This is a genomic window from Pseudomonas sp. LJDD11 (assembly GCF_024584215.1).
In the GTDB taxonomy this organism is placed as follows: Bacteria; Pseudomonadota; Gammaproteobacteria; order Pseudomonadales; family Pseudomonadaceae; genus Aquipseudomonas.
On record NZ_JANJFL010000003.1, the window covers coordinates 282,780 to 308,447 of the forward strand.

20 protein-coding genes are annotated in these 25,668 nt (G+C 60.8%); 11 read left to right on the forward strand and 9 right to left on the reverse strand.

Annotation, left to right across the window (positions count from 1 at the left end; genetic code table 11):
• Positions 1-7 precede the first annotated feature (7 nt).
• Together NRB16_RS06185 and cobM are read left to right on the forward strand one after the other, a co-directional pair.
• Positions 8-409, forward strand: a complete 402-nt coding sequence (locus NRB16_RS06185) for a cobalamin biosynthesis protein (protein ID WP_257105714.1) — start codon at positions 8-10, stop codon at positions 407-409.
• An 80-nt stretch (positions 410-489) separates the two neighbouring features.
• A complete protein-coding gene (gene cobM, locus NRB16_RS06190) occupies positions 490-1,236 on the forward strand; it encodes a precorrin-4 C(11)-methyltransferase (RefSeq protein ID WP_253140869.1) in 747 nt (248 codons plus the stop codon).
• Positions 1,237-1,411: 175 nt separating this feature from the next.
• Here the strand turns inward: cobM and nfuA are convergent, their stop codons facing one another.
• From nfuA to NRB16_RS06205, 3 genes are all read right to left on the reverse strand, one after another.
• Positions 1,412-2,005: a Fe-S biogenesis protein NfuA gene (nfuA, locus tag NRB16_RS06195; RefSeq protein WP_045490950.1), complete on the reverse strand. Its 594-nt coding sequence runs from the start codon at positions 2,003-2,005 to the stop codon at positions 1,412-1,414.
• An 88-nt stretch (positions 2,006-2,093) separates the two neighbouring features.
• On the reverse strand, positions 2,094-3,113 hold the full coding sequence (locus NRB16_RS06200) for an acyltransferase (protein WP_257105715.1): 1,020 nt from the start codon (positions 3,111-3,113) through the stop codon (positions 2,094-2,096).
• A gap of 188 nt (positions 3,114-3,301) precedes the next feature.
• Positions 3,302-5,611 (reverse strand): fatty acid cis/trans isomerase, encoded by a 2,310-nt coding sequence (locus NRB16_RS06205; protein ID WP_257105716.1) that lies wholly within the window; start codon positions 5,609-5,611, stop codon positions 3,302-3,304.
• A gap of 173 nt (positions 5,612-5,784) precedes the next feature.
• On the opposite strand from NRB16_RS06205, the gene metH reads away from it, so the two are divergent.
• Entirely contained in the window at positions 5,785-9,504 is a 3,720-nt protein-coding gene (gene metH / locus NRB16_RS06210; RefSeq protein WP_257105717.1) for a methionine synthase, read from the forward strand.
• Between the two features lie 114 nt (positions 9,505-9,618).
• Here the strand turns inward: metH and NRB16_RS06215 are convergent, their stop codons facing one another.
• Positions 9,619-11,565, reverse strand: coding sequence for a bifunctional diguanylate cyclase/phosphodiesterase (locus NRB16_RS06215; protein ID WP_257105718.1), 1,947 nt, complete (start codon positions 11,563-11,565; stop codon positions 9,619-9,621).
• A 309-nt stretch (positions 11,566-11,874) separates the two neighbouring features.
• Between NRB16_RS06215 and NRB16_RS06220 the strand changes: the two genes are divergently transcribed.
• Positions 11,875-12,105 carry a DUF2970 domain-containing protein gene (locus tag NRB16_RS06220; RefSeq protein WP_253112516.1) on the forward strand — a complete coding sequence of 77 codons (231 nt, stop codon included), beginning with the start codon at positions 11,875-11,877 and terminating at the stop codon, positions 12,103-12,105.
• Here the strand turns inward: NRB16_RS06220 and NRB16_RS06225 are convergent.
• Entirely contained in the window at positions 12,087-13,157 is a 1,071-nt protein-coding gene (locus NRB16_RS06225; RefSeq protein ID WP_257105741.1) for an ABC transporter substrate-binding protein, read from the reverse strand. The genes NRB16_RS06220 and NRB16_RS06225 overlap by 19 nt on opposite strands.
• Before the next feature lie 594 nt (positions 13,158-13,751).
• Between NRB16_RS06225 and NRB16_RS06230 the strand changes: the two genes are divergently transcribed.
• Positions 13,752-15,410 carry a nitrite/sulfite reductase gene (locus NRB16_RS06230; RefSeq protein ID WP_257105719.1) on the forward strand — a complete coding sequence of 553 codons (1,659 nt, stop codon included), beginning with the start codon at positions 13,752-13,754 and terminating at the stop codon, positions 15,408-15,410.
• On the forward strand, positions 15,394-15,888 hold the full coding sequence (locus NRB16_RS06235; RefSeq protein WP_045490934.1) for a DUF934 domain-containing protein: 495 nt from the start codon (positions 15,394-15,396) through the stop codon (positions 15,886-15,888). The genes NRB16_RS06230 and NRB16_RS06235 overlap by 17 nt, the downstream gene beginning before the upstream one ends.
• Before the next feature lie 493 nt (positions 15,889-16,381).
• Here NRB16_RS06235 and sohB read toward each other — a convergent pair whose 3' ends face one another.
• Complete coding sequence (gene sohB, locus NRB16_RS06240; protein ID WP_257105720.1) at positions 16,382-17,407, reverse strand: protease SohB; 1,026 nt, start codon at positions 17,405-17,407, stop codon at positions 16,382-16,384.
• A 248-nt stretch (positions 17,408-17,655) separates the two neighbouring features.
• Here sohB and NRB16_RS06245 point away from each other — a divergent pair, with 248 nt between their 5' ends.
• The 3 genes from NRB16_RS06245 (at position 17,656) to NRB16_RS06255 (ending at position 19,818) form a co-directional block, all read left to right on the forward strand.
• On the forward strand, positions 17,656-17,973 hold the full coding sequence (locus NRB16_RS06245) for an SCP2 sterol-binding domain-containing protein (RefSeq protein WP_045490930.1): 318 nt from the start codon (positions 17,656-17,658) through the stop codon (positions 17,971-17,973).
• 192 nt (positions 17,974-18,165) lie between these two features.
• Positions 18,166-18,933, forward strand: a complete 768-nt coding sequence (locus NRB16_RS06250) for an SDR family oxidoreductase (protein ID WP_045490928.1) — start codon at positions 18,166-18,168, stop codon at positions 18,931-18,933.
• Between the two features lie 105 nt (positions 18,934-19,038).
• Positions 19,039-19,818: a TSUP family transporter gene (locus tag NRB16_RS06255; protein WP_045490926.1), complete on the forward strand. Its 780-nt coding sequence runs from the start codon at positions 19,039-19,041 to the stop codon at positions 19,816-19,818.
• On the opposite strand, the gene nudC is transcribed toward NRB16_RS06255, so the two are convergent.
• Positions 19,786-20,616 carry an NAD(+) diphosphatase gene (nudC, locus tag NRB16_RS06260; RefSeq protein ID WP_045490924.1) on the reverse strand — a complete coding sequence of 277 codons (831 nt, stop codon included), beginning with the start codon at positions 20,614-20,616 and terminating at the stop codon, positions 19,786-19,788. The two genes, NRB16_RS06255 and nudC, sit on opposite strands and share 33 nt — an antisense overlap.
• A gap of 25 nt (positions 20,617-20,641) precedes the next feature.
• Complete coding sequence (locus tag NRB16_RS06265) at positions 20,642-21,454, reverse strand: crotonase/enoyl-CoA hydratase family protein (protein ID WP_045490922.1); 813 nt, start codon at positions 21,452-21,454, stop codon at positions 20,642-20,644.
• A 221-nt stretch (positions 21,455-21,675) separates the two neighbouring features.
• On the opposite strand from NRB16_RS06265, the gene NRB16_RS06270 reads away from it, so the two are divergent.
• Together NRB16_RS06270 and NRB16_RS06275 are read left to right on the forward strand one after the other, a co-directional pair.
• Positions 21,676-23,160 carry an ATPase domain-containing protein gene (locus NRB16_RS06270; protein ID WP_045490920.1) on the forward strand — a complete coding sequence of 495 codons (1,485 nt, stop codon included), beginning with the start codon at positions 21,676-21,678 and terminating at the stop codon, positions 23,158-23,160.
• Entirely contained in the window at positions 23,157-25,181 is a 2,025-nt protein-coding gene (locus NRB16_RS06275) for a response regulator (RefSeq protein ID WP_257105721.1), read from the forward strand. Before NRB16_RS06270 ends, NRB16_RS06275 begins: the two co-directional genes overlap by 4 nt.
• A gap of 43 nt (positions 25,182-25,224) precedes the next feature.
• Here NRB16_RS06275 and NRB16_RS06280 read toward each other — a convergent pair whose 3' ends face one another.
• Positions 25,225-25,602 carry a response regulator gene (locus tag NRB16_RS06280; protein WP_045490917.1) on the reverse strand — a complete coding sequence of 126 codons (378 nt, stop codon included), beginning with the start codon at positions 25,600-25,602 and terminating at the stop codon, positions 25,225-25,227.
• Between the last annotated feature and the right edge of the window lie 66 nt (positions 25,603-25,668).

Below are 25,668 nucleotides of genomic sequence, written 5' to 3' on the forward strand. Positions count from 1 at the left end.
CAGCTGCATGGCGATCGGGCTGGGCTGTCATCAGGACTGCCCGGCCGAGGCGCTGCTGGCGTTGATTGAAGCCAGCCTGGCGCAACACGGCCTGACCCTGGACGCCGTCAGCGGCCTGGCTTCAATCGACAAACGCCGCCAGACCCCAGGCTTATTGCAATTGGCCGGGCAGTTGCAGTTGCCTCTGGTATTTTTCAGCGCTGCGCAATTGCAGGTGTTCGAGCCGCAACTGACTCATCGTTCTGCACTGACCTTGACCCATACCGGCTGTTATGGGGTGGCTGAAAGCGCGGCGCTGGCCCTTGCCAGCCAGCTGGGCAATGCCCCTGCGCGGCTGTTGATCGAGTACCGCAAGACTCGCCAGGCGACATTTGCCTTGGCGATTAGCGCCTTTGACCAGCACCCTTGAATTTCTATAGCCTGTGAGGGCCCTTTCGCGAGCAGAGCTCGCTCCCACAAAGCACTCGCCGTCTTGTTCTGGAGTAACGATTGACTGTCTATTTCATCGGCGCCGGCCCCGGCGATCCGGAGCTGATTACCGTCAAAGGCCAGCGTCTGATTCGTAGCTGCCCGGTCATTATTTATGCCGGCTCACTGGTGCCGGTGGCGGTCCTGGAGGGGCATGGCGCCAGCCAAGTGGTCAACAGCGCCGAATTACACCTCGAACAGATCATTGCCTTGATGAAATCTGCTCATGCACAGGGCCAGGATGTGGCCCGCGTGCACTCCGGCGACCCGAGCCTGTATGGCGCGATCGGCGAGCAGATTCGTTGCCTGCGCGAACTGCAGATTCCATTCGAAATCATCCCCGGCGTCACCGCCACCGCCGCCTGCGCGGCGTTGCTGGAAACCGAGCTGACGCTGCCGGACATTGCCCAAAGCGTGATCCTGACCCGCTACGCCGACACCTCACCGATGCCGGCCGGCGAAGCGTTGGCCGACCTGGCACGCCACGGCACGACCATGGCGATCCACCTGGGGATCAAGAATATCGGGCGGATTGTTGAAGAGCTATTACCGCATTATGGCGTCGACTGCCCGATTGCAGTGGTGCACCGTGCCAGCTGGCCGGACCAGGACTGGGTGCGCGGCACGCTGGCCGATATCGAGGCAAAGGTGCAGGCCAAAGGCTTTCGGCGCACCGCATTGATCGTTGTGGGGCGGGTGCTGGCGGCAGACAACTTTGCCGAATCGGCGCTGTATCGGGCCGGGCATGCGCATCTGTACCGGCCTTGAGGGCACGGAAGTAACGTCAATACTGTTTATTTGGACCGGTGGGACCAGCCGGGGGCATTCAGTGCTTAAGCGAACTGTATTGAGGCTGACGTAGGAGCTGCTTTAGCAGCGAAAACATGCTTAATGCTTCGCGGCTGAAGCCGCTCCTACGAGCATGGGAAACACCAGACAACAATCAGTAGTAGGCGTTTTCTTTCTGGGTGTGGTCGGTCACGTCGCGCACGCCGTGCAGCTCGGGAATGCGCTCGAGCAAGGTGCGCTCGATACCTTCCTTGAGGGTTACGTCCGCCTGGCCACAGCCCTGGCAGCCACCGCCGAATTGCAGCACGGCAATGTTCTGCTCGCCCTCTTCCACCACGTCGATCAGGCTGACCTGGCCGCCGTGGCTGGCGAGCCCCGGGTTGATCTCGGTTTGCAGGTAGTAGTTGATGCGCTCGTTGATCGGGCTGTCGGCATTGACCATCGGCACCTTGGCGTTGGGCGCCTTGATGGTCAGCTGGCCGCCCATGCGGTCGGTGGCGTAATCGACCACCGCATCGTCCAGAAAGGCTTCGCTGAAGCCGTCAATCCAGGCGGTGAAGCGCTTGAGGCCCAGAGCCTTGTCTTCTGGCTTCTCTTCGCCGGGCTTGCAGTAGGCGATGCAGGTCTCGGCATATTGAGTGCCGGGCTGGGTGATGAAAACACGGATGCCTATACCGGGGGTATTCTGCTTTTCCAGCAGATCAGCCAGGTAGTCGTGGGCAGCATCAGTTATGGTTATGGCGGTCATGAACATTCCTCGCAGACTTGCCGGGAGTTTACGCCAATCGAGGGCGGCGCACAAAACCTAGTGCTGTTGTCAGGAAAGCACCGATTCATCAAACGGCCTGCGCCTGGCGCCCGCTGCGCCGTGCATCCAGCCTGGCGCGCATGCGCTGATACAGGCCCTTCTCGACCCACTCGTAGCTCAGCCAGGCCCCCACCGCAATCACCGGCACGCAGCAGGCAAACACCACGTACGGGTTGAGGCTGTAACGCTGGGCCAACAGCAGCCCGCCATACAGCACCAACACGTGCAGCAAGTAGACCGAATAGGAACAGTCGCCCAGGCTCTTGAGCAGCTTGCTGCCGCGAAACAGCGGTTCGAGCGATACGCAACACAGTACGATCAAGGCACTCGGCAGCCCCCAGTGCAGCAGGCGCTGGCTATTGTCGAGGTTCTGGATCAGCAACAGCCCCAGCGCCACACCGGCCAGCGGCAGCCACACCGCCTGGCGAATCCAGCCACGCTGATAGGCCATGCCAATACCGATACCCAGCAGAAATTCATAAACGATGTCGTTGCCGTAGAAGCGGCTGATCAGACCGCTGCGCGCCAGCACCTCGGTCACCACGAACAACGCACTGGCAATGATCAGTGGCCGATGGCGACGCTCGAACAGGAACACCATCGAGAACAACAGGTAGAACAGCATCTCGTAATTCAGCGTCCAGCCGACATTGAGGGTCGGATACAGGCCGTAGCCGCCGGGGTTTTCCGAAGGAATGAAAAACAGCGACAGCAGAAAGTTCTGCCAGCCGATCACCTGATGCGGCAGCCACGGCGCAGCGAACAGCAATAACAGGCCCATGGCCAGGGTGTACAACCAATAGGCCGGCACGATACGTAACAGGCGCAAGGCAATGAAGCGCGAGGCAGGCATGTCCCGCTCGTGGGTCGACAGGTAGATGACCAAGCCGCTGATGACAAAAAAGATATCGACGCCTACCGCGCCCTTGGCGACGAAAAACTCGCCGATCGGCCCGCTGGCCTTGAAATCAAAAAAGATCTGCATGAAGTGATGACATACCACTACCCATGCCGCGACTGCCCGCAGGGCCTGAACCGAAATCAGCATTCCTGAACCTCGTGTGTGCGCTGTGCTCTCACTGAATCGTCCGCACCGGGTTGGCGGGACACGCAGGTTTACTGACAGCCGCAAATCACAAAAGGTCTTGAAAAACCCGTACCGCCGGTCAATCGATAATGGCTGCAGGCCATGTCTGGCAAGGCCTGCAGCTGAAAACCAGCGATCAGAACCGGACCTCAGAGGTTCTCGTAACGATTCATATCCAGCACCCCGAACTCTCGCGGGTCATGCTCCTGAATGTAGCGGCTCAGGTCATGGAACAGGCTCCAGAACTGCGGGTGGGTACGCCTGACACCCCAACGCTCGACCAGCCTCTCGAAGCCTGACTGATCGCTGACCTGGCGCATCGCCTCGACAAAGGCCTCAACCTCGCCGGCCGGCACGTTGAACATGAAGTTCGGGTAGCTGCTCAGTACCCCGGGGTAGATCGTCAGGGTGTCGAGCCTGGGTTGATAGCGATACGATTCCCCCAGCAGGAACGCCACATTACTGTGGGCGCGGTTACGCAGTACGCTGTACACCTCGCGCTGGCCGCTGCTGTCGGCCACCCGCAGCATGGTGGCCTCGGGCATCCACTCGATGACCTTCAGTTGCCCCGCAGGTTTTGCCGCCAGCCGGCTCAGCACCTGCTCGGCATGGGCCAGTTGCGGTGCCAGCCCGGCACGCACACAGGCACCGGAAGCCGGGCAACGGTTGATCGGGTCCGCAGCCGCATTCAGCGGCCCCATGCGCTGGATCAATTGCCGGGCAAAGTCGCGCACCGTGTGCTTTTCATCGAGTTGCAGACGGCTCGGCGTGTCGTCATCGATGCGCTGGTAATCGAGCCACATCTTGATCTTGCCCGAATCCTGATACAGGTCGCTGAGCAACGCTTCACGCCGGTTGGCCGGCATCAGGCGCAGGAAGTTGATTTCCGCGCCGTTGCGGATCAGATCGAAATACAGCCGGGTCTGGGCCTGATGGGCGATATTGCCGTACACATCGAAGTTGACCACCAACTGGTAATAGGTGCGCTCCAGCAGCGGATAGTCGAACAGCCAGGTGGATTTCGGCACATCGCCAATCAGGCCCTTGCTTACCGTGGCACTGTCGAAGTGGCGAAACACCGTCAACAAGGCATTGTCGTTGCCCTTCCACAGCGTCGACCAATCGGCCGGCGGCGCATCGGCGTAGTGATCGCGCCGCAGGTTTTCATAGTCGTTACGCCGATCCTTGTAGGACAGCCACAGACTCAGAACACTGCCGACGTCATCGTTCTGCCCCGGCATGGCCAGCAGCGGTGTAGCTTGCCCCTGATAACGGGCATCGTCGACGTACAGGTCGCTGGCCGGCTCCTGGAACAGCACCCAGAAGTGGTCGCGGATCACATCGGTGGCGATCTGCCCCCGGCATACTGGCCCGCGAATGAAGCTGTTCACAAAGTATTGGGCGTTATCGAGCATGAACTGATAGCGCGCCCTGGCCGGAATTGCCTCGAAGGTCAGGAACGGATTGGCCCGATGCCCTGGGCCGTAACCCGGCACAGCGCTGGCGTGCCAGTCGTTGTTATAGAACAGCTCCTGCACACGCTTGAGCTTCTGCGCACTCAGCGCGTAGGTGATGTGGGTCTTGTGGACGATCACACCCTGCACCGGCACCAGACGGTAGTAGAACTCGGTGCGACCAGGATCGTCGTTGGGCCGCCGGGTAGCGATGATGTCCACCGGTTTGCCGCTTGGGGTGCGCGAGCGCACCCACTGAAAGAAATGTCCGGGGTCGCCATTGTCGAAGTAAATGTGCGCCAGAAACAGATGCTCATACAGCCAGCGGCCGACCAGCGCCTGGCTGGCACCGGGGCGGTTGAGCAGCGCTTCCCACTCTTTGATCTGCGCCGCTTCCACGGCATTGGCCTGCAGCGGCTGCTGGTCTATCGGCGCGCCGGCCGCCAGCCAGCGTTGCAGGGTCTGGTGCTCAGTGGCGGTCAGGCCGGTCACCGCCAGGGGCATGCCCTGGGTCGGGTGCGCGCCAGCGTAGCCGTTGAACTCCTCCGGCGACGGGCAAAGGTTTTCGCGGTTCAGGCCCAACACGATGTCATCCGGAATCTTGCTGTTGGGCGGCAACGGCTTTTGTTGACCCAACTCCAGCATCCGGGTCATCAACGCCGCTTGCCCGCCGTGTGCCTCAAGCACCGAATAAAAGCCCTTGCGCTGCCAGGCCGCCGTGCCATTGGCATCGTAAAACAGCCGGGTCGGGTCAACCGCCCGAGAGCGCTCGCCCTGATACACCGGCACTTTATTGGCCCCGCGCAACACGCCCTCGCCGCTGCCCAGATTAAGCTGGCACGGCGCATCGTTGCAGGCGTGGCAGGCCACACACTTGTCGGTGAGGATCGGCTGGATATCACGGGTGTAGGAAACAGGTGAGGCAGCAGGTGCAGGCAAATCACGCGCCTGGAGCGTGCAGCATGACAGCAACAAGGCAAGTCCTGCCAGCAGACGGTACGGCATATCCGGTTGATTCCCCAAGGCCAATGGCCATCAGTCTATAACGGTTCAAGGTCGCCAAGATGAGCAATTTTCATGTAAATGCCCGAGCAACGCTAAAACGGTCGTGCTTTGGTATTATTTCGGCCTTTCTTTATACGGCCTTTTCATCTGTGGCCTTTGCTAGGTAGCCCTCAATGTCTGATCGCAGCGCCCGCCATCAAGCTCTCCTGAATGCTCTGCAACAGAGGATCCTGATCCTCGATGGCGGCATGGGCACCATGATCCAGAGCTACCGGCTCGAAGAGCAGGATTATCGCGGCGCGCGCTTTGCCGACTGGCCCAGCGACGTCAAAGGTAACAACGACCTGCTGCTTCTGACCCGCCCGGACGTGATTGGTGCCATCGAGAAGGCTTATCTGGATGCCGGTGCCGACATCCTTGAAACCAACACCTTCAACGCCACCAAAGTGTCCCAGGCCGACTACGGCATGGAAGCGCTGGTCTACGAGATCAACGTAGAAGGCGCACGTATCGCCCGCCAGGTGGCCGATGCGAAAACCCTCGAAACCCCGGACCGCCCGCGCTTCGTCGCCGGCGTCCTCGGCCCGACCAGCCGCACCTGCTCGATTTCACCGGACGTCAACGACCCCGGCTATCGCAACGTCACCTTCGACGAACTGGTCGATAACTACACCGAGGCCACCCGTGGCCTGATCGAAGGCGGCGCCGACCTGATTCTGATCGAGACCATCTTCGACACCCTCAACGCCAAGGCGGCGATCTTCGCCGTGCAGCAGGTGTTCGAAGAAGACGGCGTTGAACTGCCGATCATGATTTCCGGCACCATCACCGACGCCTCGGGCCGCACCCTGTCAGGCCAGACCACTGAAGCATTCTGGAACTCGGTGCGCCATGCCAACCCGATCAGTGTCGGCCTGAACTGCGCGCTGGGCGCCAAGGACCTGCGTCCGTACCTCGAAGAGCTGTCGAACAAAGCCGACACCCACGTCTCGGCGCACCCTAACGCCGGCTTGCCAAACGCGTTCGGTGAATACGACGAAACCCCGGCACAGATGGCCGAAGTGGTCGAAGAGTTCGCCGCCAGCGGCTTTTTGAACATCATCGGCGGTTGCTGTGGCAGTACGCCTGCGCACATCAAGGCGATCGCCGAGGCCGTGGCCAAGCATGCGCCGCGCGTGATCCCCGAGATTCCCAAAGCCTGCCGCCTTTCGGGCCTTGAGCCGTTCACCATCGATCGCCAGTCGTTGTTCGTCAACGTCGGTGAGCGGACCAACATCACCGGCTCGGCCAAGTTCGCCCGGCTGATCCGTGAAGAGAACTACACCGAAGCGCTGGAAGTGGCCCTGCAACAGGTCGAAGCCGGTGCCCAGGTGATCGACATCAACATGGACGAAGGGATGCTCGACTCCCAGGCGGCCATGGTCCGGTTCCTCAACCTGATCGCAGGTGAGCCGGATATCTCGCGAGTGCCGATCATGATCGACTCCTCGAAATGGGAAGTCATCGAGGCCGGCCTCAAATGCATCCAGGGCAAGGGCATCGTCAACTCGATTTCGATGAAAGAAGGCGTCGAGGCATTCAAGCATCACGCCCGGCTGTGCAAGCGCTACGGCGCTGCCGTGGTGGTGATGGCCTTCGACGAAGTCGGCCAGGCCGATACCGCCGCACGCAAGCGCGAGATCTGCCAGCGCAGCTACGACATTCTGGTCAATGAAGTGGGCTTCCCGCCGGAAGACATCATTTTCGACCCGAACATCTTTGCCGTGGCCACCGGCATCGAAGAACACAACAACTACGCCGTTGACTTCATCGAAGCCTGCGCCTACATCCGCGACCATCTGCCATTCGCCCTGTCGAGTGGCGGGGTCTCCAACGTGTCGTTCTCGTTCCGCGGCAATAACCCGGTGCGCGAAGCCATCCACTCGGTGTTTTTGTATCACGCCATCCAGAACGGCCTGACCATGGGCATCGTCAATGCCGGCCAGTTGGAGATCTATGACGAGATCCCGGCGGCGTTGCGTGAGAAGGTCGAAGACGTGGTGCTCAACCGCACCCCGGAAGGCACCGACGCGCTACTGGCCATCGCCGATGACTACCGTGGCGACGGCAGCACCAAAGAAGCTGAAACCGAAGAGTGGCGCGGCTGGCCGGTCAACCAGCGCCTGGAGCACGCCTTGGTCAAAGGCATCACCGCGTTTATCGTGGAAGACACCGAAGAGTCGCGGCTGTCGTTCAATCGGCCGATCGAGGTGATCGAAGGCCCGTTGATGGCCGGCATGAACACCGTCGGTGACCTGTTCGGCTCAGGCAAGATGTTCCTGCCCCAAGTGGTGAAATCCGCCCGGGTAATGAAACAGGCCGTGGCCCACCTGATCCCCTTTATCGAAGCCGAGAAAGGCGACAAGCCCGAAGCCAAGGGCAAAATCCTGATGGCCACGGTCAAGGGTGACGTGCATGACATCGGCAAGAATATTGTCGGCGTGGTGCTGGGCTGTAACGGCTACGACATCGTCGACCTTGGGGTGATGGTGCCGGCCGAGAAGATCCTGCAGGTCGCCAAAGAGCAGAAGTGCGACATCATCGGCCTGTCCGGGCTGATCACCCCGTCGCTGGACGAGATGGTCCACGTCGCCCGTGAAATGCAACGCCAGGACTTCCACCTGCCGCTGCTGATCGGCGGCGCCACCACCTCCAAGGCGCACACCGCGGTGAAGATCGAGCCGCGTTACAGTAACGACGCGGTGATCTACGTCACCGACGCCTCACGCGCCGTCGGCGTGGCCACCCAGTTGCTGTCCAAAGAGCTGAAGCCGGGCTTTGTCGAGAAAACCCGCGAAGAATATGTCCAGGTGCGTGAGCGCACCGCAGCGCGCAGCAGCCGCACCGAGCGCCTGCCCTACGCCGCCGCCGTGGCCAAGAAGCCGAAGTTTGACTGGGCCGGCTACACCCCGGCAGTGCCGACGTTCACCGGCACCCGGGTGCTGGAAAACATCGACCTCAATGTGCTGGCCGAGTACATCGACTGGACGCCGTTCTTCATTTCCTGGGACCTGGCCGGCAAGTACCCGCGCATCCTCACCGACGAAGTGGTCGGCGAAGCGGCCACCGTTCTGTTCGACGATGCGCAGCAACTGCTGCGTAAACTGATCGACGAACAGCTGATCAGCGCGCGCGCGGTGTTCGGCTTCTGGCCGGCCAACCAGATCAACGATGACGACCTGGAAGTCTACGCTGACGATGGCCGGACTCTGGCGACCCTGCATCACCTGCGCCAGCAAACCATCAAGCCCGATGACAAACCGAACCTCTCGCTGGCTGACTACGTGGCACCGAAAAGCAGCGGCGTGACCGATTACATGGGCGGGTTCATCACCACCGCCGGCATCGGTGCCGAAGAAGTGGCCAAGGCCTATCAGGACAATGGCGACGACTACAACGCGATCATGGTCAAGGCCCTGGCCGACCGACTGGCCGAGGCCTGCGCCGAGTGGCTGCACGAGCGGGTGCGTAAAGAGTACTGGGGCTATGCCGCCGACGAGCAACTCGATAACGAAGCGCTGATCCGCGAGCAGTACCGCGGTATCCGCCCTGCCCCCGGCTACCCGGCCTGCCCGGACCACACCGAGAAGAGCAGCCTGTTCAACCTGCTCGACCCGTTGCCGGCCGGCACGCCGATCCACACGGCTGGCAAAAGCGGGGTGTTCCTCACCGAACACTACGCCATGTTCCCGGCCGCGGCGGTCAGCGGCTGGTACTTCGCCCATCCGGATGCGCAATATTTTGCCGTGGGCAAGGTCGACAAGGATCAGGTCGAAAGCTACACCGCCCGCAAGCAGCAATCGCTGGAAGTCACCGAGCGCTGGCTGGCACCGAACCTTGGCTATGACGAATAACCCGTAGGAGCGGCCGGGCGGCGATCCGCTTTAGCCGCGAAGGCTTCCCGGCTAAAGCCGGTCCTACGGGGGTTGCGGGTTTGTTGCACGACAGCGTGGCGCCGGGGCGGCGGATCAAACCGCCTGGACCCTGGCCAGTTGCTCGCCGTCAAGCCAGGCGCCGATGTCGCTGGCGCGCATGGGTCTGGAGAACAGGTAGCCTTGGGCCCAGGCGCAGCCAAGGTTTTTCAGGGCATCAAGTTCTGCGGCGGTTTCCACGCCTTCGACGATGCATTCGAGCTGCATGTCCTGGCACAGGGCAATCAGCGACTTGACGATCTTGAAGCTGGCCGGGTCGAGGTGGATGTTGGTGACGAAGGTGCGGTCCACCTTCAGTTTGGTCAGCGACAGCGCGTGGATCTGGCTCAGGCTGGAATAACCAGTGCCGAAGTCGTCGAGAGAAATACCGCAGCCCAGTTCACGAAACCGGCTGATCGCTCGCTGGGTCTGCGCCAGGTCCTGGATGACCGCGGTTTCGGTGATTTCCAGATCGAGACAGGCCGGGTCGAAGCCGCTGTTGCTGATCAGCTCGACGATCTGCTGGGCGGCGTCCTCGGAACCACAGTCGTGGGCGGACAGGTTAAATGACAGGCGCATGCCCGCAGGCCAGCTCGCGGCCGCCTCCAGCGCCTTGCTGAGCAACGGCAGCGTGAGGCGATTGACCATGCCGACGCGCTCGGCAATCGGGATGAAATCACCGGGCGGCACGTTACCCAACTCCGGGCTTTCCCAGCGTGCCAGGGCCTCGAACGCGACGGTTTGCTGACGGCGAATGTCCACGATGGGCTGAAACACCACGTAAAACTCACCCTCCAGATCGGCCCTGCGCAGGGCCTGTTCGGTCAGCCCTTCGCGATTGAGCTGCTGGCGATGGGCTGCGCTGAACAGGCAGACCGTGCCGGGGCGGTGGCGCTTACTCTGATACAGGGCGTAGTCGGCGTACTCATACACTTGCGTGGCGCAGGTTGCGTGATCCGGGAACGTCGCAATGCCCAGTGAAGCACTGATCTGAATCGGAATGTCGACCAGCAGAAACGGCTCGCGCATGCTGGCGCAAATGTTCTCGCCAACCCCAAGTAACTGATCGTCGCTCATGGCCTGAGTGAAGATCAGACCGAACTCGTCACCGCCCAGCCGGGCCAGGTGCACCTCTTCATCAAGCAGCCCGGTCAGGCGCTGGCCAACCTGATAGAGCAGCTTGTCACCGATGCTATGGCCATATAGATCATTGACCGGCTTGAAGCCATCCAGGTCGATCAGCCCCACGGCCAGGCGAATCTCCTGCTCGCGAGCGCGGGACAGCAGCGTATCGAGGCGGGAAAAGAACTGCCGCCGGTTGGCCAGCCCGGTCAGGCTGTCCTGATTGGCCAAGTGAAGGTTTTCCTCGCTGAGTTTTGCCGTATGCGCCTGCATGTTCACCAGCCGGGTGAAGTCGGCGTACTGCGCCTTGAGAATGACCAGCATGGCGATCGACACCAGCAGGACGTCAATCGCAGTGGCAACGAAGGTAATGATATTGGTGGACGCGAAGAACACCACGAACGCTGTGTTGACCACTGCTGTGGTGGCCAGCGCGGCTGGCAGCAGGTGCATCATGCAAAAAATGCAGCCGATGACGGTGATCGCCATATAAAAGGCGACATGCGCCTGGGTATAGCTGTCGCCATAGGGAAACAGCGCCAGCGACCAGGCGGTAAACGCCACGGCGACAAACGGCGCGAGCATATTGGTGCGCTTGAGCGCCGTCAGCATCTGCGCCGGGCTGCAGGTGCGCTTGCGCGTACATATCCATTGCGCCGCACGAACCACGCCGAACAAGGTCATGATCAACGGGCAATACACCACCAACCAGCGCGGCGCGACCGCAAAGTGAGTGCCGGCCAGCATCAGGGTGTTGATCAGCAGGATGAAATACATCATGGGCAACTGGCGAGACAGCGCGATGTACTGCGCCTTGACCAGACCAGGGTTGTCCTTGGGTACGGACATCAACGCTCGCACGCCCAGCAGTGTTTTTTTCATCAGGCGACGCTCTGAAAATACAGCCAGATAAATAACCGAGCGGATGATCCTTTCCAGCCTGGATCGAGCAGGACTGAACTCTGCCCTCATGGGATCGTATCGGCCGATCCTGTGGTTTCTGCAACCCTTAAGACTAGTGGCACTTTGATTTCGTTCCATTCCTGCCCGCATCGCAGGTATCGAAGTGGTACGGTTTGTTACCGTCGGGCATCCGGCAGCGGTTGTACGTCGCCTGCCCCAGCAATACCTCCTCTGCGCGACTACCCTGCCTGACACATGCCTGCGCAGGGCAATCCCATGTACCTCTCTATGCACCTCCAGACTCCGCCACCTGAAAAACCCGACCCGCCCGGCTTCTGGCAGATGCTGCAAAGCGTTCTGGCCGCGGCCTTCGGCGTGCAAAGCAACCGCAACCGCGAGCGCGACTTCGCCCACGACAAGCCCTGGCACTTTATCGTGCTGGGTGCAGGCTTCACGCTGGTGTTTGTCTTGGGGTTGTTGTTGATTGCGCGGCTGGTGCTTTATTTCGTCGGGGCCTGACTGGCAGGCAGCATATGCCGCAAGGCGAATGGCGAATCGCCGGGCGTGGCGGGCCTGGTAAACGCCTGCGGGTCGACCCGGTAACTGTCGCGTCTGGCCGCCTCCAGCAGACGCACGGTTTCGCCTGGCTCCACCAGTTGCAGGACATCGATCTCACGCTCACCCAGTGGCATTGGCCCGCCCACCCGCTGGCGGTCATAGTCACTGAGCAACACCAGCGCCCAACCCCCCAGAGTGAAATGCCCGCTGGCCACTGCCGACAGGCGACCATCGAGCAACGCCTGCAACGATTCGGGAGTGCCGTTGATCGCACTGAACAACACGTCTCGACCGGCGACGCCGCCGATTTCTGCCAAAGCGTCCATGGCGCCATAGGCCATTTGCTCGTTGGCGGCCCACACCAGCCGGGTGTCCGGATAGCGCTTGAACAGCATGCGCGCCTGCTCCAGCGCCCGCTCGCGGCGCCAGACACCCAGCACCACCTGACGCAGGTTCACTTCAGGGTGTTCAGCCACTGCCCGACGCATGCCTTTTTCCCGCAACAGCGACACCGGGGTGGCGTTGGTGCCGGAGAAGGCCAGCATGTCGACACTCTGCCCTGGCGCCAGCGGGCCAAGTTGCTTGATCAGGCGCTTGGCGGTCAGATACCCGCCTTGCTCGTCGTTACCGAGCAGGCTGCCGAGCAGGTCCGGGTAACGCTGCGACAAATCACCGAGAATCCGCCGCTGATCGAGGCTCAGGGTGTTGTTGACCAGCAACAACTTCACCCCGCTGCCTTCGGCCAGACGCAGGATTTCCGGGGCCACGTTCAATTCGTTGGAAAACACCAGATAATCGGGGCGCTGATCGCCTTTGAGGGTCTGCCGCGCCAGATCGACCTGGGTGCGTGTGTCGCGGTCGGAGAACTCCACGCGCAATGCCATACCGGTTGCATCCGCAGCGGCCTGCATGACTCGCGCGTAGCTGTTCCAATAGCCATCTGACGCAGGGCCGGGGCTTAGAAATACCACTGACGCCGCCCAGCCAGAGCCACAGCCCAGCGCGCACAGCATCGCCAGTGAGCGGGCCAGCCAGCCCGCTCTCGCTGTTGAAACCTTGACCGCCGATAAATCCTTTACCAAGGGTGGCCGTCCGCTCCACGGGGGGTTGAACCCTGGTTATCGGCGGGGCGCGGCAAAAGCTGAGAGCGGCGGTAGCAGAGCCGGCGCGCTACTGACCACTGACCCAGAAGACTCCCGCCCCCGCTACCAGCAATATAAGAAAGAAGATCGCCCAGGCATCGACTGAACTGTCGGATTTTCCAGCTTTGTGTGGGTTGCTCATCGCATCGCCTTTTATCGGTCTTGTGGAGGAATGCAGATGGAAAAATAAGAGATAGGTGCAGTTAAGACGTCCTTTAACCATACTTCAAGTGCGGGCATGACCGATGGCGTGATGCATATCGCTTTTAGCGATTTGCATATATATAAACATCACTTTTACCGATATCAGCAAGCTGGTATCTTCGCCACCGCTCCGCATGGAGTGCGCGACCGTGCGCGCAGAAGCAGAATTGTCCAGATGGTGCCGGACCCGGAGCAGCCCCACCCGAATGGGACGTGACCGGCCACCGCGCAGCATTATTGAAGCCTGAGAGCAGGACCTATATGTACGTATACGATGAGTACGATCAGCGAATCGTCGAGGACCGCGTCAAGCAGTTCCGTGACCAGACCCGCCGCTACCTGGCCGGTGAGCTGAGCGAAGAAGAGTTTCGGCCACTGCGGCTGCAGAACGGCCTGTATGTCCAGCGTTTCGCGCCGATGCTGCGCGTGGCGGTTCCTTATGGTCAGCTGAACTCGCGCCAGGCGCGCATGCTGGCCAAGATCGCCCGTGACTACGACAAGGGCTACGCCCACATCAGCACCCGCCAGAACGTCCAGTACAACTGGCCGGCACTGGAAGACATCCCGGATATTCTCGAAGAGCTGGCCACCGTGCAGATGCACGCCATCCAGACCAGCGGTAACTGCCTGCGCAACGTGACCACCGACCAGTTCGCCGGTGTGGCGGCCGATGAAGTCATCGACCCGCGCCCCTGGTGTGAGATCGTGCGCCAGTGGACCACCTTCCACCCTGAGTTCGCCTACCTGCCGCGCAAATTCAAAATTGCCATCAATGGCGCAGCCAGCGACCGCGCCGTGATCGAGATGCACGACATCGGCCTGGAGCCGGTGCGCAACGAAGCCGGTGAGCTGGGCTTCCGGGTACTGGTGGGTGGCGGCCTGGGCCGTACCCCGGTGATCGGCGCGTTCATCAACGAATTCCTGCCGTGGCAGGACCTGTTGAGTTACCTGGACGCCATCCTGCGGGTCTACAACCGCTATGGCCGTCGCGACAACAAGTACAAGGCGCGGATCAAGATCCTGGTCAAGGCGCTGACGCCTGAAGTGTTCGCCGAGAAGGTCGAGGCCGAAATGGCCCACTTGCGTGGTGGTTCGACCACCCTGACCGAAGCCGAACTGCAGCGCGTTGCCAAACATTTCGTCGACCCGGCCTATAAAACGCTGAGCAACCAGGATGCGGAACTGGCCGCACTGGAAGCCGAGCATCCGGGCTTTGCCCGCTGGCGCGTGCGCAACACCCTCGCGCACAAGAAACCCGGCTATGTGGCTGTTACACTGTCGCTCAAGCCTACCGGCGTAGCGCCAGGTGATGTCACCGACAAGCAGCTCGACACCATCGCCGACCTGGCCGACCAGTACAGCTTCGGTTTCCTGCGCACCTCCCACGAGCAGAACATCATTCTCGCTGACGTTGAACAATCGCGCCTGTTCGAGCTGTGGAACGTGCTGCGCGAAAACGGCTTCGCAACGCCGAACATCGGCTTGCTCACCGACATGATCTGCTGCCCGGGCGGTGATTTCTGCTCGTTGGCCAACGCCAAGTCGATCCCGATCGCCGAATCGATCCAGAGCCGTTTCGACAATCTGGACTACCTGTTCGACATCGGCGAACTGGACCTGAACATCTCCGGCTGCATGAACGCCTGTGGTCACCACCACGTGGGTCATATCGGCATCCTGGGCGTGGACAAAAAAGGCGAAGAGTTCTACCAGGTGTCGCTCGGCGGCAGCGCCAGCCGTGACGCCAGCCTGGGCAAGATCCTTGGCCCGTCTTTCGCCCAGGAAGTCATGCCTGACGTGATCGAGAAGCTGATCAACGTGTACATCGAAAAACGTACCGAAGACGAGCGCTTTATCGACACTTACAACCGTATTGGCATCGACCCTTTCAAGGAGCGCGTCTATGCAGCGAATCATTAAGAACAACGAAGTCGTCGATGAAACCTGGCACCTGCTGCCCAAGGACACGACCTTTGACAGCCTGTCGAACTGCGACGATCTGATCGTACCGCTGGTGCTGTGGCGTGAGCACGGCCATGCCCTCAAAGCCCGCGACGGCGGCCTGGGCGTGTGGCTGGACAGCGATGAAGAAGCCGAGGAAATCGGTGATGACGTGCAGCACTTCCAGGTCATCGCCCTGAACTTCCCGGCCTTTACCGACGGGCGCAGCTATTCCAATGCCCGACTGTTGCGCGATCGCTATGGTTTCAAGGGTGAACTGCGCGCCATCGGCGATGTGCTGCGTGACCAGTTGTTCTACCTGCGACGCTGCGGCTTCGATGCCTTTGCCATTCGCCCGGACAAAGACCCCTATGAGGCGCTGGAGAGTCTGAAGGACTTCTCGGTGACTTATCAGGCCGCCACCGACGAGCCGCTGCCGCTGTTCCGTCGTCGCTGATCGCTGTTGCTGTACTGCAAAAGCCCGGCCCCTGTTGAAGAGGCCGGGCTTTTTTGTTGGATGTTTTGCTGTTGTGGGAGGCAGCTCTGCTGGCGAAGCACTCTTGCCATTTCGAGCGATGGAAAATCCCTTTTCGCGGCGTCTGGGCGGCAGGTTTCGCCCTGCTGGGCGACCTACTTTTTTCTTGGAAAAAGTAGGCAAAACCGCCTGCTCCTGGCTTGGCCCTTCGGGTTCCCTCGCTCCGGTGCCGATTTGGCGGTCGGCACGATGGGCATCCCTGCCCAGCGCGCCTAAAACCGGCTTCCCTGCCGGTTTTCCCACCAAATCGACACCTCCACTCGGCCAGCGCCCAAGTCGCGATTGGCGTCGTCTGTGCCATCTGTGCTCAAAGAAACCAAAAGTGACCCGCTGTAAAAGTGGAAAGCTGACTAAAGACCAACATCAATGTGGAGGATGTACACCAACACCAACACCAACACCATCCACCTATAAGTCAGGACCAAAACCGCTGCTGGCTCAACCGCTCCCACCAGCGCAGCGCAATGCCATCCAGCGAAACCGCCGCCGCCATGCCGACCCGCTCTTGCAGGCTCTTGCGCTGGGCGTAATGCAGGTGGAAGACCTCGGCATCCTTGGCCTTGTCGGCCAGGTACTCGTCGCTGGTCTTGAGTTCGTCGACCAGTTGTTTGTCCAGCGCCGCCATCCCCAGCCAGACCTCGCCGGTGGCCACTTCATCGATGTCCAGTTGCGGGCGGTAGCTGGCGACAAAGCCCTTGAACAGTTCGTGGGTGGTTTCCAGGTCCTGCTGGAACTTCTCCCGGCCCTTTTCGGTGTTTTCGCCAAACACGGTCAGGGTGCGCTTGTATTCACCAGCGGTCAGCACCTCGAAGTCGATGTCGTGTTTTTTCAGCAGGCGGTTGACGTTGGGCAGTTGCGCCACCACACCGATGGAGCCGAGGATAGCGAAGGGCGCGCTGATGATCCGGGTGCCGATGCAGGCCATCATATAGCCGCCGCTGGCCGCGACCTTATCGATGCAGATAGTCAGTGGGATGCCGGCCTGACGCACCCGAGCCAGTTGCGAAGATGCCAGACCGTAGCTGTGCACCAGACCGCCGCCGCTTTCCAGACGCAGGACAACTTCATCCTTGTCAGTGGCCAGGCTCAGCAGTGCGGTGATTTCATGACGCAGGCTCTCGGTGGCCGAGGCCTTGATATCGCCATTGAAGTCCAGCACATAGACCCGCGACTTGGCCTCGGGCTGCTTCTTTTCCTTCTTCAGCGCTTTGCTCTGCTCTTTGCGCAATGCCTTGAGCCGGGCCTTGTCGAGCAGCGAATGCTCCAGACGCTCACGCAGCCCCTTGTAAAAATCATTGAGCCGGGTGACCTGCAACTGCCCGGCCGTCTTGCCACGCCCTTTACTGCGCAGCGAAGCGATGGCAACCAGTACCACCACAATGGCAACCACCAACGTGACGGTCTTGGCCAGAAAGCTGGCGTAATCGGCAAAAAAATCCACGGCGACTCCTTGATTGCTGGCGCGCTCTCTATAGCGGGCACGCGATGAACAAGCATACCGAGCAGGCCGATCAACCACCAGCCGACAAAGGTGTGCAAACATTGAAACAGCTAATTCAAACAGCTGTATGATTTCAGGTTGACAGGCCCGTGCCATGCCCCTAACCTCGCCTGCACCTGCACATTGCGGGACGATACCGATGGCAGCCGCTCGCACGAGCGCAGCCCACTTCCAATAAGGATCGACACATGACCTCAGTAGCCGATGCAGTCCAGAAAATGCACGCCAAGTTCAATCCTGACGCCGCCAAAGGCCTGGATCTGATCTTCGGTTTCAACGTCACCGACGAAGACAAACACTTTGCCCTGATCATCAAGGACAGCACCTGCCAATTGCAGGAAGGCGAAAACCCTGACGCCAACGTCACCCTGATCATGGACAGCGAAACCCTCAAAGGCATCGTCAGCGGCGAGACCGACGGCATGCAGGCGTTCATGGGCGGCAAGCTGCGCATTGAAGGCGACATGATGCTGTCGATGAAGCTCAGCGAGCTGTTCCCGCAGTAATTTGGCCGGGAAAACAAAAAACCGAAGCCTGCGTGCTTCGGTTTTTTTATGCCTGCTTAACGGGCATGAAGAGCAGTTCGCCCGTAGGAGCGGCTTCAGCCGCGAAGGATGCGCAAATGGTGGTTCGCGACTAAAGTCGCTCCTACGCACTATTACGCGCATCCACACAATCGCTGAAATCCGGGAGTAACCATGGCCAGAACCACCCTGTTCGATCTCGACGGCAAGATTGCTCTGGTCTCCGGGGCCAGCCGGGGTATCGGTGAGGCGATCGCCCGGCTGCTGGCCAGCCAGGGCGCTCATGTCATTGTCAGCAGCCGGCGCCTGGAAGGCTGTCAGCAGGTAGCCGCGAGCATCATCGCCGACGGCGGCATGGCTACTGCGCTGGCCTGCCACATTGGCGAACCGGAGCAGATCGAGCAACTGTTCGCCATGATTCGCGAACGCTTCGGGCGGCTGGACATCCTGGTCAACAACGCCGCCACCAACCCGCAGTTCTGCCATGTACTGGACACTGACCCTGCTGCCTTTCAGAAAACCGTCGACGTCAACATTCGCGGCTATTTCTTCATGTCGGTGCAGGCCGGCAAGCTGATGCGCGAGCACGGCGGCGGCAGCATTATCAACGTGGCCTCAATCAATGGTGTTTCGCCCGGTGAGTTCCAGGGTATCTATTCGATCACCAAGGCGGCGGTGATCAATATGACCAAGGTGTTCGCCAAAGAGTGTGCGGCGTTTGGCATCCGCTGCAATGCCCTGCTACCAGGCCTGACTGACACCCGCTTCGCCTCGGCATTGGTCAGCAACCCGGCGATTCTCGACCAGGCGCTGGGTCATATCCCGCTCAAGCGTGTGGCCGCGCCTGATGAAATGGCCGGTGCGGTGCTGTATCTGGCCAGCGCCGGGTCAAGCTATACCACTGGCGCGATACTGAATGTCGATGGTGGGTTTCTGTCCTGATCGGGGTGCAATAACTGACGTCAATCTGACAGCGGCCGGTGATGAGAGGTAGAATGTTGGCCCTTCAGGGCAGCCATTGCGCCCTTCTGCCGACAAGTCCTTGCCATGCCTTTTGAACTCAGTGTTGACCCCCTCACGCTTGCCGTGCTCGCCGTCGTGGCTTTTGTGGCCGGTTTCATCGATGCCATTGCCGGCGGCGGCGGATTGCTTACCACGCCTGCGTTAATGACCGCCGGCCTGCCGCCGCATATGGTGCTTGGCACCAATAAGCTGTGTGCCACCTTCGGCTCGGCCACCGCCAGCTTCACCTATTTCCGGCGCAAGCTGTTCGATCCCTCGCAATGGAAGCTGGCGTTGATCAGCACCGCCATCGGCGCACTGCTGGGTGCGGTCATCGCCCATTACCTGCCTGCCGAGTGGATCAACCAGATGCTGCCGCTGATCGTCTTCGGCTGTGGCCTGTACCTGCTGTTCGGCGGTACGCCCAAGGCGCCGACCGACAGCAACGCGCCGATCAAACAACTGCGCCAGATCCCGCAAGGGCTGGGCCTGGGCTTTTACGATGGCGTGGCCGGCCCCGGCACCGGTGCGTTCTGGACGGTCAGTACGCTGATGGCATACCCCATCGACCTGGTCAAGGCCAGTGGCGTGGCGCGCAGCATGAACTTCGTCAGCAACGCCATGGCCCTGACAGTGTTTGCCGTCTCGGGTCAGGTGGATGTGATTCTTGGTGTGCTGATGGGCCTGGCGGTCATGGCCGGCGCTTACTTCGGCGCCGGCACGGCAATCAAGGGCGGTGCCAAATTTATCCGCCCGGTGTTCATCATCATGGTCCTGGCGCTGACCGTGCGGCTAGCCTGGCAGCACTGGTTCGGCGGCGCCTGAGCGGCGCGCCAGGTACAGCTCGATCAGGTGGCGGGCAATCGAGCGGCTGGCCGGTAGCGGCGGCAGATCAAAGATGCTGAACCAGCGGGCATCTTCGATCTCGTCGGGCTGCGGGACAATCTCGCCGCTCTCGTACTCGGCATGAAAGCCAAGCATCATCGAGTGCGGAAACGGCCAGCACTGGCTGCCCACGTACTGAATGTCACGCACCTTGAGCTGCACCTCCTCCATCACCTCACGGCGCACGCAGTCTTCTGCAGACTCGCCCGGCTCGGCAAACCCGGCCAGGGTGCTGTACACGCCGCTGACGAAACGCGGCGAGCGCGCCAGCAGCACTTCATCGCCGCGGGTGATCAGCACGATCATGCTCGGCGCAATACGCGGATAGAAGCGCAGCTCATCATCGGCGCAGTACATCGCGCGCTCGCCCGGCACCTGCACGGTGGGCTTGCCACAGGCGCCGCAGAAGCGGTGCTCGCGAGCCCAGGTGGCGATCTGCGCGGCGTAACCCAGCTTCTGGTAGACCGCAAGATCGCCCTCCAGCATGAACTGGCGCAGACCTTGCCAGGCCAGCCCTTCGAGCTCTACGGCGCGCTGCAGCACCCAGACATACACCGGCTCACCATCGAAATGGCCGATGCCATGCTCACTGAGCAGCGGCAATTGCAGGCCGGCCAGCCATTGCCTGGAAAACAGCACGCCCTCTTCACTCAGTAAAAAGCCCTGCGGGCTGCATACCACGGCACGTCCGTCAGGCAATTGCGGGTCGAGCACGGCGGTGGTCCAACGGCGGGTCATCAACACACTCCTTTCCAGGCCGGGTTCAATCGTCGAACACCGGCTTTTGCTTGTTCATCTGTGCCAGCATGGCCAGCTTGAGATCGGGCGATTGCAGCATGGACGCGTTCCAGATGGCAACGTGTTCCAGGCCATCATTGATCCGGTGATCGCGCATGTAATCGATCATGCGCTTGGTGCCCTCAATGGCCAGCGGCGATTTTTGCGCAATCTGCCGGGCCAGGGCCATGACTTCTTCAAGCAATTGCGCTGGGTCGGTAAAAACCCGGTTCACCAGGCCAATACGCTCGGCCTCGGTAGCATCGACGGTGCGCCCGGTGTAAGCCAGCTCGCGCAACAGGCCATCGCCGATGATGCGCGGCAAACGCTGCAAGGTGCCGACGTCGGCGGCCATGCCCATGTCGATCTCGCGGATGGCAAATTGCGCGTCCTGGGCGGCATAACGCATGTCACAGGCAGCGATCAGGTCGATGGCACCGCCCAGGCAATAGCCCTGAATAGCCGCCAGTACCGGTTTGCGGCATTCGGCCACAGCCGTGAAAGACGCCTGCAACTGCTCGATCTTGCGCCGCAGCAGCCGCGCGTTACGCCCGGCGTCAGCGCCCAGCTCGCCCGCCACTGCGCCCAACAGCGCCAGATCGATACCGGAAGAAAAGTGCTTGCCGGCGCCACTGATCACCACGGCGCGGATTTCATCGTGTTCATCGACCCAGTGGAAGATCTCGACGATCTCGCGCCAGAACGCCGCATTCATCGCATTGAGCTTGTCTGGCCGATTGATCTGCAGATGAGCGACCTTATCAACGAGCTGGACATTGAAAGCTTGATAGTCAGACATGAATGAACCTCTGGCGGGCTAGGCAACGTCGCCGGACTATAACAAGGCAGCCATGACCGTCGTAAGGCGACGCTTGTGCCATTTGCCGGACCGCTTCAAGCGCCTCACCCAAAACAACCTGGCGACTGCCCGGAACCCGTACCCGCGCCCGGTGTCCAGAGACTACGCAGCTAAACTGGCCAGGTAGTGGCTGATCGCGCCGAGTATCGAGAGGGCATTCATTGAGTACATCCAAGGCAGCAACCGGCATTGATGGTCTGGACAACATCCTCAGCGGCGGACTTTCCCGCGGGCATGTGTTTCTGCTCGAAGGCGAACCCGGCACCGGCAAGACCACCGTGGCGTTGCAGTTTCTGCTGGCCGGTGCGCAGGCTGGCGAGACCTCACTGTACATCACGCTCTCTGAAACCGAGGGTGAGCTGCGCGACAGCGCCCGCTCCCATGGCTGGGAGCTGGACGGATCGATCGCAGTCTTCGAGCTGACCCCGCCAGAAAGCCTGCTCAGTGCCGAGCAACATCAAAGCCTGTTGTATTCCTCGGACCTGGAGCTGGGTGAAACCGTGGCTCAGGTATTTGCAGCCGTCGAGCGGATAAAGCCGTCGCGGGTGGTGATCGACAGCCTCTCTGAAATCCGCCTGCTGGCCCAGAGCTCGCTGCGCTACCGGCGCCAGGTACTGGCCATGAAGCATTATTTTGCCCGTTTCGATACCACGGTGCTGCTGCTTGACGACCTGACCACTGATGCACTGGACAAGACCGTGCACAGTGTTGCCCATGGCGTGATTCGCCTGCAGGAACTGACCCCGGCCTACGGTGCCGAGCGGCGCCGACTCAAAGTGATCAAATACCGCGGCCAGAAATACCGTGGCGGCTTTCATGACTTCACCATTGCCCAGGGCGGCATCCAGGTGTTTCCACGCCTGGTGGCGGCCGAACACCGCAGCAATTATCAGCGCCAGCAGTACACCAGCGGCATTCAGGAACTTGACGACTTGCTCGGTGGCGGCATCGACAGCGGATCCAGCACCCTGATTCTGGGGCCGGCCGGCACCGGCAAGTCGCTGACCGCGCTGGTATTCGCCGTGCAGGCCATGGCCCGTGGCGAGCGCGTCGGCCTGTTCGTTTTCGATGAAGAGCTGGGTTTGTTGTACGAACGCATGCGCGCCATGGGCATCGACCTGCAGGCGTTTCAGGATCAGAACCGGCTTTGGGTCGAACAGGTGGATGCTGCAGAGCTGTCGCCCGGTGAATTCTCCCATCGGGTACGCCGCTGCGTTGACCAGCAGCAGATCAAGACGGTCATCATCGACAGCCTCAATGGCTATCAGGCCGCGATGCCGGAAGAGAACGCGCTGGTGCTGCACATGCACGAGCTGTTGCTCTACCTCAATCGCCAGGGCGCTTCGACGTTCATGACCATTGCCCAGCATGGCCTGGTCGGCGATATGCGCACCCCCGTTGATATCACCTATCTGGCCGATACGGTCATCCTGCTGCGTTACTTCGAAGCCATGGGCGAAGTACGCCGGGCGATTTCCATTATCAAAAAACGTACCGGCACCCATGAGTCAACGATCCGTGAATACAAGATCGGCCAGGCCGGCCTGCGCATCGGCACTCCCCTGCATGCGTTTCAAGGCGTATTACGCGGGGTACCCAGCTACTTTGGCGACAACCATCCGCTGTTGCAGGATGACCAGACGTGATCCCGGCCTTTTCCGAACGTGCGATCATCCTGGCCCCTAACGGGCGCGACAGCCAGATAGCGATCAACATCCTCAGCGAGGCGGGTTTACGCGCCAAAGCCGTGCAGGACCTTAATGAACTGGCCACTGAACTGAGCCTTGGTGCGGGGCTGGCGATCATTGCCGACGAGGCGCTGCGCGGCGCCGACCTCAACCCGTTGCTTGAGCTGCTGGCCAGACAACCGCCCTGGTCGGACCTGCCGGTGGTCTTGCTGACCCGCCATGGCGGCCCGGAGCAAAACCCCTCGACCCGGCTGGGTACGCAACTGGGCAACGTCAGCTTCCTCGAACGGCCCTTTCACCCCATGACCCTGGTCAGCCTGGTGACCACCGCCGTACGCGGGCGCCGCCGCCAATACGAGGCCAGGGGGCGTATGGATGATCTGCTGGAAAGCGAAAAGCGCTTGCAGAACGCTTTGACCGCAGGCCGTCTGGGGTCCTGGCAACTGGAGACCGAATTTCTGCAACTCAGTTGCTCGGCGATCACCCTGGCGCATTACGGTCGTCACGAGCATACCCTGTTCAGCTATGACGACTGGCTCGATGCGGTCTATGCCGAAGACCAGCCACGCATGCAATCAGCCTTGCAGCGCAGTCTCGATACCGGCGCCGATTTCATTATCGAGTATCGCAACCTGTGGCCAGACGGCTCGCTGAATTGGGTGGATGTGCGGGCCCGGGCGATCCGCGGCGAGAACGGCCAGATCACCGCGCTGGTCGGCGTCACCTCCGATATCAGCGAACGCAAGCAGGCCGAAGTACAACTGCGGCGCCTTAACGAGACCCTTGAACAACAGATCGAAGAACGCACCGTCCAGCTTCGCCAGAATGAAGAAGCCTTGCGCCAGTCGCAGAAAATGGAAGCGGTCGGCCAGCTTACCGGCGGCATCGCCCATGATTTCAATAACATGCTCACCGGCATCATCGGCAGCCTGGAACTGCTGCGTCGGCGTATTGCTCGCGGGCGCACCGATGATCTCGGCGGCCTGATCGATCTGGGGGTGACGTCGGCCAATCGCGCCGCCGCCCTCACGCACCGCTTACTGGCATTCTCAAGGCGCCAGTCGCTGGACGCCAAACCGGTTGAGATGAATCATCTGATCAAGGCCATGGATGAATTGATCCAGCGCAGCGTCAGCGAAAGCATTCAGCTCGATATGCAGTTTGAACCCCGGTTATGGACCGCCGAGGCCGACCCGAATCAGCTGGAAAGTGCACTGCTCAATCTGGTGCTCAATGCCCGCGATGCCATGCCGAACGGCGGCCGGTTGCGCATTGAAACGCGCAACCAACGCCTGGAGCGGCGCTTCACCGATGCCCATGAAAACCTGTTGCCCGGTGACTATGTATTACTCAGCGTCAGTGACAGCGGCAGTGGCATGCCCGAGCACATCGTCAACCGCGCCTTCGACCCGTTTTTCACCACCAAGCCCATCGGCCAAGGCACCGGCCTGGGCTTGTCGATGATCTATGGCTTCTGCAAGCAATCACGCGGCCATGTTGCCATCGACAGCGAAGTTGGCCGTGGCACCACGGTGAAACTGTTCCTGCCGCGCTACAGAGGCCAGCAAGAGGACGATCAACTGACATTCCAAAGCGCCGCCAGCTATGCCAGGGCCGGCGAAACCGTGCTGATTGTCGAGGACGACCCGGCCGTACGGCGGCTGGTCAGCGAGGTACTCAGCGAATTGGGCTATGCCTTCGTCGAGGCCGCAGACGCACCTTCAGCACTGCCGCTGCTGGAGTCAGAGACGCGTATTGATCTGTTGATCAGTGATGTCGGCTTGCCAGGCATGAACGGCCGCCAACTGGCGGAAGTTGCCCGCCAGCTACGCCCTGGCCTGAAGGTGCTGTTTATTACCGGTTATGCCGAACATGCGGCAGTCAGAGGCGAGTTTCTTGGCAGTGATATGCAGATGATCAGTAAGCCCTTCGCCTTCGACCACCTGACCGCCAAAGTGCGCGAGATGATCGAGGCCTGACCCCACGCCAGCCCGAGACCGTCGCCGGTCTCTGCTGGCCGGCTCAGGCCAGCAGCTTCTCGATCTGCGTATGCAGGGTTTCCATCGTGAACGGCTTGGCCAGAATCGGCGCCCGGGTAGCAATCGGGCTGCCGGACTCGGCGATTTCCGCCGGGTAGCCACTAATGAAAATGACCTTCAGATCCGGGCGCAGCTTGACCGCTGGCTCAGCAATCATCACCCCGGAAATACCGCCCGGCAGGCGGTAGTCAGTGATCATCAGGTCAAGGTGTGGCCGGGTAGCGAGAATCTCGAACGCCTGCTCGCCATTCTCGGCCTGTAACACACGATAGCCCTCGCCGGACAGATAATCGGCCAGCAGCATCATGATCAGGGGTTCGTCTTCGACGATCAGTACAACGTCTTGCGCATCAACGCTCATGGAACGGCCTTCAATCTTCAAATAGCTGCCAATACGACCACGGTGCACGGCGGAGGTTGCGCAGAT

What these genes read in the sequence shown, in the direction of transcription:
- NRB16_RS06185 (WP_257105714.1), top strand. Translation starts at nt 8, where the DNA reads ATGGCGATCGGGCTGGGCTGTCATCAGGACTGCCCGGCCGAGGCGCTG.
- nfuA (WP_045490950.1), bottom strand. Translation starts at nt 2,005, where the DNA reads ATGACCGCCATAACCATAACTGATGCTGCCCACGACTACCTGGCTGAT.
- NRB16_RS06200 (WP_257105715.1), bottom strand. Translation starts at nt 3,113, where the DNA reads ATGCTGATTTCGGTTCAGGCCCTGCGGGCAGTCGCGGCATGGGTAGTG.
- NRB16_RS06205 (WP_257105716.1), bottom strand. Translation starts at nt 5,611, where the DNA reads ATGCCGTACCGTCTGCTGGCAGGACTTGCCTTGTTGCTGTCATGCTGC.
- metH (WP_257105717.1), top strand. Translation starts at nt 5,785, where the DNA reads ATGTCTGATCGCAGCGCCCGCCATCAAGCTCTCCTGAATGCTCTGCAA.
- NRB16_RS06215 (WP_257105718.1), bottom strand. Translation starts at nt 11,565, where the DNA reads ATGAAAAAAACACTGCTGGGCGTGCGAGCGTTGATGTCCGTACCCAAG.
- NRB16_RS06220 (WP_253112516.1), top strand. Translation starts at nt 11,875, where the DNA reads ATGCACCTCCAGACTCCGCCACCTGAAAAACCCGACCCGCCCGGCTTC.
- NRB16_RS06225 (WP_257105741.1), bottom strand. Translation starts at nt 13,157, where the DNA reads ATGCTGTGCGCGCTGGGCTGTGGCTCTGGCTGGGCGGCGTCAGTGGTA.
- NRB16_RS06230 (WP_257105719.1), top strand. Translation starts at nt 13,752, where the DNA reads ATGTACGTATACGATGAGTACGATCAGCGAATCGTCGAGGACCGCGTC.
- NRB16_RS06235 (WP_045490934.1), top strand. Translation starts at nt 15,394, where the DNA reads ATGCAGCGAATCATTAAGAACAACGAAGTCGTCGATGAAACCTGGCAC.
- NRB16_RS06245 (WP_045490930.1), top strand. Translation starts at nt 17,656, where the DNA reads ATGACCTCAGTAGCCGATGCAGTCCAGAAAATGCACGCCAAGTTCAAT.
- NRB16_RS06250 (WP_045490928.1), top strand. Translation starts at nt 18,166, where the DNA reads ATGGCCAGAACCACCCTGTTCGATCTCGACGGCAAGATTGCTCTGGTC.
- NRB16_RS06255 (WP_045490926.1), top strand. Translation starts at nt 19,039, where the DNA reads ATGCCTTTTGAACTCAGTGTTGACCCCCTCACGCTTGCCGTGCTCGCC.
- nudC (WP_045490924.1), bottom strand. Translation starts at nt 20,616, where the DNA reads ATGACCCGCCGTTGGACCACCGCCGTGCTCGACCCGCAATTGCCTGAC.
- NRB16_RS06265 (WP_045490922.1), bottom strand. Translation starts at nt 21,454, where the DNA reads ATGTCTGACTATCAAGCTTTCAATGTCCAGCTCGTTGATAAGGTCGCT.
- NRB16_RS06280 (WP_045490917.1), bottom strand. Translation starts at nt 25,602, where the DNA reads ATGAGCGTTGATGCGCAAGACGTTGTACTGATCGTCGAAGACGAACCC.